The sequence below is a fragment of the Stappia sp. MMSF_3263 genome (genome assembly GCF_030733745.1).
Classification (GTDB): domain Bacteria; phylum Pseudomonadota; class Alphaproteobacteria; order Rhizobiales; family Stappiaceae; genus Stappia.
This window is the reverse complement of the sequence record NZ_JASHIK010000009.1, coordinates 28,215-39,119: the sequence shown is the minus strand read 5'-3', so window position 1 is coordinate 39,119 and position 10,905 is coordinate 28,215. Positions and strand designations below refer to the sequence as shown.

Annotated in this window: 11 protein-coding genes; 8 read left to right on the top strand and 3 right to left on the bottom strand. The window is 67.2% G+C overall.

The annotated features are described in order from the left end of the window. The first annotated feature begins 156 nt into the window (after positions 1-156). The 5 genes from RBB46_RS11615 (at position 157) to RBB46_RS11595 (ending at position 3,733) form a co-directional block, all read left to right on the top strand. Complete coding sequence (locus tag RBB46_RS11615; RefSeq protein WP_306029150.1) at positions 157-672, top strand: phage tail protein; 516 nt, start codon at positions 157-159, stop codon at positions 670-672. A gap of 46 nt (positions 673-718) precedes the next feature. Continuing rightward, a complete protein-coding gene (locus RBB46_RS11610; RefSeq protein WP_306029149.1) occupies positions 719-1,237 on the top strand; it encodes a phage tail protein in 519 nt (172 codons plus the stop codon). A 12-nt stretch (positions 1,238-1,249) separates the two neighbouring features. Further along, positions 1,250-1,774, top strand: a complete 525-nt coding sequence (locus RBB46_RS11605; RefSeq protein ID WP_306029148.1) for a phage tail protein — start codon at positions 1,250-1,252, stop codon at positions 1,772-1,774. A 106-nt stretch (positions 1,775-1,880) separates the two neighbouring features. After that, on the top strand, positions 1,881-3,173 hold the full coding sequence (locus tag RBB46_RS11600) for a hypothetical protein (protein WP_306029147.1): 1,293 nt from the start codon (positions 1,881-1,883) through the stop codon (positions 3,171-3,173). A 5-nt stretch (positions 3,174-3,178) separates the two neighbouring features. Then, positions 3,179-3,733, top strand: a complete 555-nt coding sequence (locus tag RBB46_RS11595) for a GNAT family N-acetyltransferase (RefSeq protein WP_306029146.1) — start codon at positions 3,179-3,181, stop codon at positions 3,731-3,733. 91 nt (positions 3,734-3,824) lie between these two features. Here the strand turns inward: RBB46_RS11595 and RBB46_RS11590 are convergent, their stop codons facing one another. Next, entirely contained in the window at positions 3,825-4,127 is a 303-nt protein-coding gene (locus RBB46_RS11590) for a hypothetical protein (RefSeq protein ID WP_306029145.1), read from the bottom strand. Further along, positions 4,124-4,597 carry a hypothetical protein gene (locus RBB46_RS11585; RefSeq protein ID WP_306029144.1) on the bottom strand — a complete coding sequence of 158 codons (474 nt, stop codon included), beginning with the start codon at positions 4,595-4,597 and terminating at the stop codon, positions 4,124-4,126. Before RBB46_RS11585 ends, RBB46_RS11590 begins: the two co-directional genes overlap by 4 nt. 208 nt (positions 4,598-4,805) lie before the next feature. Between RBB46_RS11585 and RBB46_RS11580 the strand changes: the two genes are divergently transcribed. Beyond that, positions 4,806-5,579 (top strand): SapC family protein, encoded by a 774-nt coding sequence (locus tag RBB46_RS11580; RefSeq protein WP_306029143.1) that lies wholly within the window; start codon positions 4,806-4,808, stop codon positions 5,577-5,579. A gap of 88 nt (positions 5,580-5,667) precedes the next feature. On the opposite strand, the gene RBB46_RS11575 is transcribed toward RBB46_RS11580, so the two are convergent. Beyond that, positions 5,668-6,222 carry an invasion associated locus B family protein gene (locus RBB46_RS11575; protein ID WP_306029142.1) on the bottom strand — a complete coding sequence of 185 codons (555 nt, stop codon included), beginning with the start codon at positions 6,220-6,222 and terminating at the stop codon, positions 5,668-5,670. Positions 6,223-6,374: 152 nt separating this feature from the next. Between RBB46_RS11575 and RBB46_RS11570 the strand changes: the two genes are divergently transcribed. Together RBB46_RS11570 and amt are read left to right on the top strand one after the other, a co-directional pair. After that, positions 6,375-7,427, top strand: a complete 1,053-nt coding sequence (locus tag RBB46_RS11570; RefSeq protein ID WP_306029141.1) for a LacI family DNA-binding transcriptional regulator — start codon at positions 6,375-6,377, stop codon at positions 7,425-7,427. 74 nt (positions 7,428-7,501) lie between these two features. Continuing rightward, positions 7,502-10,825, top strand: a complete 3,324-nt coding sequence (gene amt, locus RBB46_RS11565; RefSeq protein ID WP_306029140.1) for an ammonium transporter — start codon at positions 7,502-7,504, stop codon at positions 10,823-10,825. Positions 10,826-10,905 lie beyond the last annotated feature (80 nt).

Here is a 10,905-nt window from a genome sequence, read left to right as displayed (position 1 = left end):
GCCGTGGCATGACGCGGCGATAAAACACAACCACTGATCGATATTTTCACGGATAACGGGCGGCGCTTGTTAGGCCTTTCAATCGCTAATAATCTCGTGCATGATACCGCCGGTTGCCGAAACGTTGATTGCACTTTTTTGAAACTCGGAGGATTCATGTCGGAGCCGTTTCTTGCCGAAGTCCGCATGGTGGGGTTCAATTTCGCCCCGCGCGGCTGGGGGTTCTGCGACGGGCAGATCCTTCCGATCAACCAGAACCAGTCGCTCTATTCGCTGCTCGGCACAACCTATGGCGGCGACGGGCGCACCACCTTCGCCCTGCCCGACCTGCGCGGCCGCACCCCAATCCATGTCGGGAGTTCCGATGGCGGCGCCCACCACAGCGAGGGCCAGAAGAGCGGCGAGGAAACCCACACGCTCTCGGTCAACGAGATGCCGCAACACCGTCACTACGTCCAGGCGAGTTCCGCCACCGGCACCGAGCGCTCCCCGGCCGGCCACGTCTTCGGCGGCTTTCCCGGCGGCTTTGCCGATTTCTCCAGCACCTCGGTGGCGCTGCGCGCCGGCACGCTGACCAATGTCGGCGGCAGCCAGGCGCATGACAACATGCAGCCCTACCTCGCCGTCAATTTCTGCATCGCGCTGCAGGGTCTCTTCCCCTCGCGCAACTGACGCAGTCCTTTCCCGCTATTCCTGAAGGCTTGGGAGGGCCTTATTCATGTCCGAACCCTTTGTCGGCGAGATCCGCATGTTCGCGGGTAATTTCGCCCCGCGTGGCTGGGCCTTCTGCGACGGCCAGCTTCTGGCGGTCAGCCAGAACGACGCGCTCTTTTCCCTGCTCGGCACCATCTATGGCGGCGACGGGCGCACCACTTTCGGCCTGCCCGACCTGCGCGGCCGCATCCCGATCCATGCCGGCCACGGGCCCGGCCTCAGCGAGCGGCGCCTCGGCGCCAAGGGCGGCGCCGAAAAGGTGACGCTTACGGTCAACCAGATGCCCAGTCACGGCCATCCCCCGCATGCCGACACCAATATCGGCATCGAATCCACTCCGACCGACAACGTCACCGCGACCTCGACGGCCGTCGATATCTATTTCGACGGTACGGCGGACAGCAACATGCGTTCCGAAGCCATCACCCATGTCGGCGGCAGCCGTTCCCACACCAACGAGATGCCGTTCCTTTGCGTGCATTTCATCATCGCGCTGTTCGGCATTTATCCGAGCCGGCACTGAAGGAGGCGATCCATGTCCGAACCGTTCATTGCCGAGATCCGCATCTTCGCCGGCAATTTCGCACCGCGCAGCTGGGCCTTTTGCAATGGCCAGCTCCTGCCCGTCTCGCAGAACACCGCCCTGTTCTCGCTGATCGGCACCACCTATGGCGGCGACGGGCGCACGACCACGGCCCTGCCCAACCTGGAAGGCCGCGCGCCGATGCATCCAGGCCGCGGCCCGGGCCTCACCTCGCGGCGGCTCGGCGAGCGCGGCGGTGTCGAGACGGTCACCCTGACCGAGGCGCAGATGCCCAACCACAATCACACCCTGCGCGCCGTTGGCGCCGACCCCGGCGACATCACCACGCCGACCACGAACACCTCCTTTGCTCGTTCGAGCGGCGGCAACGCCTTCTCGCTCAACACGCCCGACAGCACCATGGCCGAGCAGATGCTGCCCAACGCCGGCGGCTCGCAGGCGCACAACAACATGCAACCCTATCTGGCCATCAATTTCATTATCGCGCTGCAGGGTCTCTACCCCTCGCGCAGCTAGTGTCCAAAGACCGAAGTTCGTCGCGTCCCGAAACGCAGCGGCGACGTGCTTCGGATCCGCCACACCGGCTTTCGACCTTATTTCGAACCAATTGCGGGAGCGCCACATGACCGAGGCTGCCAGGACCGAAATCGAACTGGAGGAAGGCGCCTTCCTTCCCGAGCCGCTCGCCCCCGGCGAGGCCCGCGAGGTTCCCTTCACCGAAAACTCACGCCTCATGGTCATCGGCATCGAGGCCGATGCCGGCAGCCCGCTCGTCTGGAAGGCCCAGGTCGCGCCGAACGGCCCCTGGTCCGAAAAATGGGTGACGGTGACACCCGACGCCTACAGCGCGCCGCTCGCCTCCGGCACCACCGCAGACGGCCGGGTCGCCATCGTTGCGATCAAGAGCGGCCAGCCGACAATCGACTATATCGACGAGGCCGGCGACGGCTCGGGTCCGGAGCAAAGCTGGAACGCGCCGGTCTCGCTCGGCCTGCCGCCTGGCGTCACCCAGCTTCACCAGCTGCGCCTGATTGCCGATGCCGAGGGCCGCGTCTCCGTCTTCGCCCTGACGACGAGCGGCGATCTCTGGTGGATCCGGCAGAATCCCGACCGCATCGTCGAGCAGACGATCAAGGTCGTGCCGCCGGGCGCCAGCGAGCCGATCACCATCACCGTGCCGGTGGAACAGCCGCCAGAGCAGGTCTGGGGCACGTGGCAGCAGCTTTCCGGCCAGTCCATCGCGCTGATCGAGGTCGCGGCCAATGTCGACGGCCGCATTCTCATCGCCGGTGTCGGCAGCAACCCGAATGACCGCCATCTCTACGTCAACCAGCAGACGGTGGCACAGACCCTGACGCCGCAGCAATGGACCGGCTGGACGCAGCTCGACACGGCCGCAAGCGGCCCGGCCGACAGCCTGCCCTGCCCGGTCCTCGACAAGGAAGGCGCGCTCAACATCTTCATGATCGGGAACAATTCCGATGTCGTGCAGATTCGCCAAAGCCCGCCGGGATCGTTGACCTGGTCGCAATGGATCCGCCCGGGCATGGTCGGCGTGACCCTCGTCAACCTTGCCGCCGACTTCGATGCCGACGGCCATATCATGCTGGTCGCGCAGGACGAAAACCACGGCCTGCACGCCAACCAGCAGGTCGATGCGCTGTTCCAGCAGTGGCGCGGATGGCAGAAGATCGGCATTTCCCCGGGCTTCGGCTATGCGGTGATGGACTACAGCGCCGACGGCCGCCTGTTCTATTTCCAGCAGACGGCCACGAATGGCGTTGCCTGCCTGCCCGAGGCCGGACCTGAATCCACCTCCTGGGAGGCGGGCTGGACAGTGCTTGCCACGAGCGGCTTCCAGTCGGGCTACACGGTGGTGCGCGACCTGACGCCGCCGCAGGAAACCCCGGACTGAACGGGATGCCGGATCCCGGGCACACGATACTGGCGGCCGCGAGGGATGCGCGGCCGCTTCCCGTTCTGCCGCGCGCCGCCGCGCGCGGTCTCGCCTTCCGGCGGATGAGCGAGGACGACCTCCCCTTCCTCGGCGATCTCTACGCCTCGACGCGGATGGAGGAACTCGCCGCCCTGCCCTGGAGCGCGGCGGAGAAAAGCGCCTTCCTCGAACAGCAATTCCGCGCCCAGCATGCCCACTACATGCAGCACTATCCGGATGCCGACTGGCTGGTGGTCGAGCGGCAAGGCGCCCCCGTCGGCCGGCTCTACCTGGAGCGCTGGCCTTCGGAGATCCGCATCATCGACATCGCCCTGATGCCGGGCGCGCGCGGCGAGGGCCTCGGCCGGGCTATGCTGGAGGATGTGCAGGACATGGCCGCACGCGACGGCCTGGGTGTCGGCATCCATGTCGAGCACAACAACCCGGCCATGCGCCTCTATCTCCGCCTCGGCTTCTCCAAGCGCGAGGACAAGGGCGTCTATCACCTGCTGCGCTGGGACGCGGCGGCGCCGGCCTGACGGCCTGGCCTCCTTCCGCAGACCTGCCGGACGTTCCGCGCCGGCTGGTCGTCCGCCGCGCGGGTGGCCGGAAACCGCCCGGCCGGCCGGCTCAGTTGAACACGGCCTCGTAGAGCATGCCGTCCTTGTCGGGACCCAGCGGCACCAGAAAGATCTCCGCCTCGCCGTGTCCCTCGACGACAATATGATGGATCGCCTGTTCCACAACCGGCTCGCGCGGCCCGCGAAACACCACCGAGAACGCGCCGCCCGGCCGTTCCGGCCCGCTGACGGCGGTCACCTCGGCGATGGCCAGGTCCATGCTTTCGTCACCCGCCGTCAGGCGTATCGGCTTGTCCCTGCAGGCTTCGAAGTCGGCCATCGTCGCCGTCGCAAGGTCGCTCAGTCCCGTCATTCCCTGTCTTCCTTCCTGTCCGTGGTGGCTGTTGCCCGCGAAACTCCCGCTCCCGCCGCGCCGGCCGCCGCCGGACGATGCAAGACCCTGGGCACCGGGAACTGGCCGAAGCCGAGATCGATCGACCGCCGCCGCCGGCCGGCCGGTCGCGTATCCGCCGGGGCAGGCTCCAGGACGGCGCCGCTGCGAACCCCTTCGAGTGTTCTTTCGACCATCGCCGAGAAACCGCCCTGGTTGAGCGCCGCCAGCATCGCCAGCGTGTCGGCCGCGGCCTCGCCGAAGAACCAGGCACAGTCGGAAAAACGACAGCCGGTCAGCACCGGCAGCGTGCCGCCGTCATAATGCAGATGGCAGCGCTCGAAGCTGCAGTCGCGAAAGGCCCCGCCGTCGAGCAGGATCTCCTCGCCGGCGAAACTGACGCCCGCATGCGCGCCGGCGACCCGCTGCGTTCCGGAAACGGCCTGCGCCATCTCGTCTCCCCGTTTCCTCTTGCGTCCGTTTCATCCTGCGCCCTGGCGGCGCGGCATCAGGCGCCGCACCGCGCAACCGGCGGTATGCACATTCATCTGTCCGGCCACCCTAGGCAACCCGTCGCTGGAATTGTACAAAAAAGTCGCGTGGCCCGAGGCCCTGCCCGATTTCCGCATATTCATTCAACCGCCCGAAGGACGGATCATCATGACCAAGACCGAGGCCGAGGCCGACAGCACCGCTCCGCGCGCCGCGGCAGGCGCCGCCGCCATGCCGCTGTTCTACAAGCGGCCCGAGGCGCTGCGGGCCGACAGGCACGGCGCGTTCGGCGTAACGCTTGCCCCGGACTACGGCTTCGCCGCCGGCACCCATGCGGTGCCGGTCAACGCGATCGAGTTCGGCATCGCGGCGCGGCATTATCCGATCGTCTTCGCCGCCGGCACCACGCCGCCGGCAGCCGTCGCCGTGCTTGGCCTGCGACGCGACCGGAACCTGTTCGTCGACGCGGCCGGCGCCTGGGCGGAGGATGTCTATATTCCCTCCTATGTCCGGCGTTATCCCTTCGTGCTCGCCCGCAACGACGATGCCAGCGAGTTCGCCCTGTGCGTCGACATGGAAAGCGGCAAGGTCGGTCCGGATGGCGAGGTGCCGCTGTTCGAGGGCTCGGAGCCGTCCGAGGCGGTTCGCAAGGCGCTCGACTTCTGCGGCGCCTTCCAGCGCGAGGCGCGCGAGAGCGAGACGGTGCTGGGAAAGCTTGCCGAGCATGACCTGCTGGTCGCCAATGAAGGGCGCTTCACCTTGCCCGGCGGCGAGGTGCTCACCGTCAACGACTTCTGCATCGTCGACGAGGCCCGCTTCTCGGCCCTTTCCGACGAGGCGTTTCTCGACCTGCGCCGCTCCGGCGCGCTGCCGGTGATCTACGCCCACCTTTGGTCGATGCGCAACTGGGCCGACCTGACCCGTCGCACCGCCGCCGCCTGAGGCATCCGGAAAAGTAAAAAGGCAGGCTTTCCGAAGAAAGCCTGCCTTTGTTCCACGGCACCAGTGCCGATGGTCTTGCCAGGGGGCGTCAGCTTCCCAGCTTGGTATAGGCGGCGGTGAAGCCGATCAGCGTCACCGGCACGGCGAGATCCTGCTGCTGCGCCGTCTTGAAGGCGATGATCAGCCTCTGTCCCTTTTTCAGCGAGGCGAGCAGGTCGTCGCTGATCGCCGTTCCCGCATAGGCGCCGTTGGCATCGCTCGTCTGGATGACCAGCGGCGTCGGCTCGCCCTCGTCGACGCGGATCGCCGCGCCCGCCGGCAGGAACACGCCATGCGGCAGGGCCAGCACCAGCGCGTGGTTGGGGGCGCCCTCGCGCGGCTCGACCACGACCGTCAGCAGCCGCTGGCCGCTGTCCTTCATGACGATGTTCTGCAGCACCCGGCAGCTTTTCGGTGCCTTTTCGGTCGCCTCGCTGCATTGCAGGACCCAGTTTTCGCCGCTCGGGCTGGCGGTCTGGCCAGCGCCTTCGGCCGCCTTGTCCTGGGCGAACGCGGGCCCTGCCATGGCGAGAGCGGCGGCCAGGATGACGGGCCGGGCAAGAGCGCGCAGGCATCCGGTCGCGGAGGGAAAAGTCTGAAACATGATCGGTTTTCCAGGCAGGGTGTGGACGTTTCAATTTGCGCGCGATCCTAAGTGCCGGGCACCCGCAAGGTCAATGGCCGCGCCGCGCGAACCGCTTGCCGCTTGCCAAATGACGTAAGGGACGGCAAGACAGGGGGCGGGAGAACAAGAACATGCCCCGGGTCACCTCACTCGACGTCGCGCGCCGCGCCGGCGTCAGCCAGTCTGCCGTCAGCCGCGCCTTCACCGCGGGTGCCAGCGTCTCCGCGGAGACCCGGGCAAAAGTGATGGCGGCGGCCGAGGAGCTCGGCTACCGCCCCAACAAGATCGCCCGCTCGCTGATCACCCGGCGCTCCGGCATTGTCGGCATCGTCGCCGCCTATCTCGACAATCCCTACTATCCGGCAATCCTGGAAAAACTGTCGCGCCGCCTGCAGGCACGCGGCTACCACGCGATGATGTTCTTCACCGGTCAGTCCAACGACCCGATGGACGACGTCCTGCGCGAATTGCTGGAGTACCAGATCGACGGCCTCGTCATGGTTTCGGCCGGCCTCAGTTCCGCCTTCGCCGCGCGCTGCAGCGCCGCCGGCATTCCCGTCGTCCTGTTCAACCGCACCCTCGACGACGAGAGCCTGTCGGCGGTGAGCTCCGACAACCGGGCCGGCGGCCGCCAGGTGGCGCGCTTCCTGATCGAGAACGGGCACGAGCGGATCGCCTATCTCGCCGGCTGGCCGGGAAGCTCGACCAACCGGGACCGGCGCCAGGGCTTCATCGAGGAACTGGCCCGCAACGGACGGACCCTGTTTGCCGAGGATGTCGGCAATTACGAGCGGGTAGCGACCTGCGCCGCGATCCGCCGCCTGTTCTCCGGGCCGAGCCGGCCCGACGCCGTGTTCTGCGCCAATGACCACATGGCGGCGGCGGCACTCGACACGCTGCGCCACAAGCTTGGCATCGACGTGCCGGGCGAGGTCTCGATCGTCGGCTACGACGACGCCCCGATGGCGGACTGGCCCTCCTATGCGCTGACCACCGTCAGCCAGCCGGCGGAGGAGATGGTCGAGGCGGCGGTGCGCATCCTGCTTGCCAATATCGAGGCAAAAGCCCCCGCGCCCGAGCGGGTGATCGTCGAAGGGGCCCTCATCCTGCGCGGTTCGGCAAGAATTGCGGCATTGCAACATGGCGAAAACCATCGCATCCAAAGAAACGTCCCTCGCGATTAATTGCGAGGACACATGGTGCAACCGGTTTTTAACCGCTGCGTCCTAAGCTCCCGCAAACAAAGGGGACACGGGACATGGCGGCATTGCAATCCGGGCATTGGAGACGCATTTCGGCACTGGCGGTGCCGATGGCGGCCATGCCCGTGCCGGCCTTTGCATCCGGTCTTGCGGGCGAGCTTTTGTCGCTGCAGCGCACCCTCGATTTCGTCTGGATTCTCGTCGCCGCCGGGCTCGTCCTGCTGATGCAGGTCGGCTTCCTGCTGCTGGAAGCCGGCATGGTGCGCTCGAAGAACTCGATCAACGTGGCGCAGAAGAACCTGCTCGACTTCAGCTTCTCGGTCGTGGTCTTCGCGCTTGTCGGCTTCATGTTCGCCTTCGGCGCGTCAAGCGGCTTCATCGTCGGTCTCGACGCGGAACTGTTCATGCTCGGCGGGCTCGATGCCTGGGGCTTTGCCTTCTTCGTCTTTCAGGTGATGTTCTGCGGCACGGCGGCAACGATCGTGTCGGGCGCGGTGGCCGAGCGCATGCCGCTTGCCGCCTATGTGGTGTGTTCGGTGTTCATCGCCGGCCTCGTCTATCCCGCCTTCGTCCACTGGGCCTGGGGCACGGCGCTCAACGAGAATGCCAGCGCCTTCCTGGCCCATGCCGGTTTCATCGATTTCGCCGGCTCCACCGTCGTGCACGGCACCGGCGCCTGGATCGCGCTCGCCGCCTGCATCGTCATCGGCCCGCGCATCGGCCGTTTCGATGCCGACGGCCGGCCGGTGCGCTTCAACGGTCACAGCCCGGTGCTGGCCACCGCCGGCGCGCTGCTGCTCTTCGTCGGCTGGATCGGCTTCAACGGCGGGTCGACGCTGGCCGCCTCCCCCGCCATCGCCCATGTGATCGCCAACACCGTGCTTGCCGCGGCCACCGGCGCGGCGGCCGGCTATGCCATCGGCTGGCACCATGAGCGCGTGCTGCTGCCGGAGAAGGCGTTTTCCGGCATGCTCGGCGGTCTCGTGGCGGTCACCGCCGGCTGCATGGTGCTCGATGCGCGCGGCGCCATGGCGATCGGCCTTGCCGGCGGCGCGGCGGCGATCTACGGCATATCCTTCCTGGAGCGGCGCCTGCGCGTCGACGATGCGGTCGGCGCCATCGGCGTGCATGGCGTTGCCGGCGTCGTCGGCACGCTCGGCCTTGCCCTGCTCGCGCCGGTGGAGAACCTCGTGGCCGGCGGGCGGCTGGCGCAGCTTGGCGTGCAGGCGGCGGGCGCTGCGCTCAATTTCGCCTGGGCCTTCGGTCTCGGCCTCGTCTTCTTCCTCGCCCTGCGGCGGGTGATGGCGGTGCGCGTTTCGGCCGAGGGCGAGGTGCGCGGCCTCAACGAGGCGGAGCACGGCACGCGCATCGGCATCGGCCATGTCGAGGATGCCGTCGGCCGCCTTGTCGCGGGCAAGGCCGATCTCGACCTGCGCCTGCCGGTCGAGGTCGGCGACGAGGCGGAAGGCATGACCGTGCTGTTCAACGCGCTGATGGATTCCATTCAGAGCGAGGAGCTGGCGCGCGACCGCCAGGAAGACGTGCGCCGCACGGCGGAGGAGGCGGAGCGCCTGACCGCGCTTGCCAATGCCACCTTCGAGGCGATCGTCATCTCCGTGCGCGGCACGATCATCGACGGCAACCACGCGCTGGAACAGTTGATGGGCCTGCCGCTGTCCGCGCTGAAATCCCGCAACATGCTCGACTTCATCGATCCGGATGACCGGGCCCGCGTCGCCGCCCAGCTTTCGGAAGCCGAAAGCGGACCCTACGAGCTGCATGTCATCCATTCCGACGGAAACCGGATCCCGGTCGAGGTTCGCGCCCGAGAGATCCTCTACCGCGGCGAGCGGACCCGCGTCTCGGCCATTGTCGACCTGCGCGACCGCAAGAAGGCGGAGCAGCATATCCGTCATCTGGCGCAGCACGACCCCTTGACCGACCTGCCCAACCGGGCGGTCTTCGCCGACAGGCTGACCGGCGTGCTCGACGCGGCCAGGGCCAACGACAGCGCCGCGGCCGTGTTGATGATCGACCTCGACCGGTTCAAGGAGATCAACGATGTGCACGGCCACCTGGCCGGCGACCAGGTGATCCGCGCCACGGCCGACAGGCTCAAGGCCCTGGTGCCGGCCAGCGACACCGTCTCGCGGCTGGGCGGCGACGAATTCGCCGTCATCCAGCACCAGATCGCCTTCGCCAACCAGGCGGCCGATCTCGCTCACCGGCTGGTCCATGCGCTGTCGCAGCCGATCGACTGCGGCAACGGCGTGATACTGCGCACCGGCGCCAGCATCGGCATCGCGGTCAGTCCGTTGCATGGCGAGGATTCGGAGCTGATCGTGTCGCGCGCCGACACCGCGCTCTACAAGGCCAAGAGCCAGGGGCGCAACACCTATTGCGTCTTCGAGGAGGGCATGGATGCGGTGCTGCGCAAGCGCCGCCTGCTGGAGGCCGACCTTGTCAAGGCGATTGAGAACGACGAGTTCGAGCTCTACCTGCAGCCGCGCCTTTGCATCGCCTCGCAGACGATCGGCAGCTACGAGGCGCTGATTCGCTGGCACCATCCGGAGAAGGGGCTGATCAGCCCGAGCGACTTCATTCCCGTCGCCGAACAGTCGGGCCGCATCATCGCCATCGGCGAATGGGTGCTCAGGCGCGCCTGCGAGATCGCCCGGCGGCAACCGGAGATCCCCCGCATCTCGATCAATGTCAGTCCGCTGCAGTTCCGCGAGAAGCACTTCCTGGAGACGGTGCGCGAGGTGCTGGAGGCAACCGGCCTGCAGGCCAACCGGCTGGAGGTCGAGGTCACCGAGAACGTGCTGATCGATGACGACCGCCGGGCGCTGCAGATCCTCAAGGCGCTGAAGGCTCTCGGGGTGCGTATCGCGCTCGACGATTTCGGCACCGGTTATTCCTCGCTCGGCTATCTGTCGCGCTTCCCCTTCGACGTGATCAAGATCGACCGCTCCTTCGTCAAGGCGATGCGCCAGACGGCGAGCGCCCGTCCCATTGTCGAGACGATCGTGCGGCTCGGCGCCGCGCTCGGCATGAGTGTGGTCGCGGAAGGGGTCGAGGATGCCAGCGACCTGCGGGTGCTGGCGGAGGAAGGCTGCAACGAGATCCAGGGCTATTTCGTCGGCCGGCCAACCCCGCTCGACACGCTGCAGACCGAACTCAACGCGGAAACGCAGGCGCTGCTGCGCGAACTCGTCCGCTCTCCCGCGGCGGACGAACCGGACATGCCGCCCGCCGAAAGCACCGACCGCGCCGTCGCCGCGTTGCGCAGCACCGCCGCGCGGATGCGCGATCCGGACCCCGGAACGGGCCGCCTGCGCGGTCCGCGCATGCGCTCCCGCCGGTTGCGGCGCGGCAAATAGGGCTTCCTCCAGTTTATTTTGCACTGCAAAAAAACGTTGCGCCGGCAGCGCGGCGATATATATAACCATTCGGTCGGAAA

Coding starts and splice junctions, on each gene's coding strand:
- RBB46_RS11615 (WP_306029150.1), top strand. CDS start 157: ATGTCGGAGCCGTTTCTTGCCGAAGTCCGCATGGTGGGGTTCAATTTC.
- RBB46_RS11610 (WP_306029149.1), top strand. CDS start 719: ATGTCCGAACCCTTTGTCGGCGAGATCCGCATGTTCGCGGGTAATTTC.
- RBB46_RS11605 (WP_306029148.1), top strand. CDS start 1,250: ATGTCCGAACCGTTCATTGCCGAGATCCGCATCTTCGCCGGCAATTTC.
- RBB46_RS11600 (WP_306029147.1), top strand. CDS start 1,881: ATGACCGAGGCTGCCAGGACCGAAATCGAACTGGAGGAAGGCGCCTTC.
- RBB46_RS11595 (WP_306029146.1), top strand. CDS start 3,179: ATGCCGGATCCCGGGCACACGATACTGGCGGCCGCGAGGGATGCGCGG.
- RBB46_RS11590 (WP_306029145.1), bottom strand. CDS start 4,127: ATGACGGGACTGAGCGACCTTGCGACGGCGACGATGGCCGACTTCGAA.
- RBB46_RS11585 (WP_306029144.1), bottom strand. CDS start 4,597: ATGGCGCAGGCCGTTTCCGGAACGCAGCGGGTCGCCGGCGCGCATGCG.
- RBB46_RS11580 (WP_306029143.1), top strand. CDS start 4,806: ATGACCAAGACCGAGGCCGAGGCCGACAGCACCGCTCCGCGCGCCGCG.
- RBB46_RS11575 (WP_306029142.1), bottom strand. CDS start 6,222: ATGTTTCAGACTTTTCCCTCCGCGACCGGATGCCTGCGCGCTCTTGCC.
- RBB46_RS11570 (WP_306029141.1), top strand. CDS start 6,375: ATGCCCCGGGTCACCTCACTCGACGTCGCGCGCCGCGCCGGCGTCAGC.
- amt (WP_306029140.1), top strand. CDS start 7,502: ATGGCGGCATTGCAATCCGGGCATTGGAGACGCATTTCGGCACTGGCG.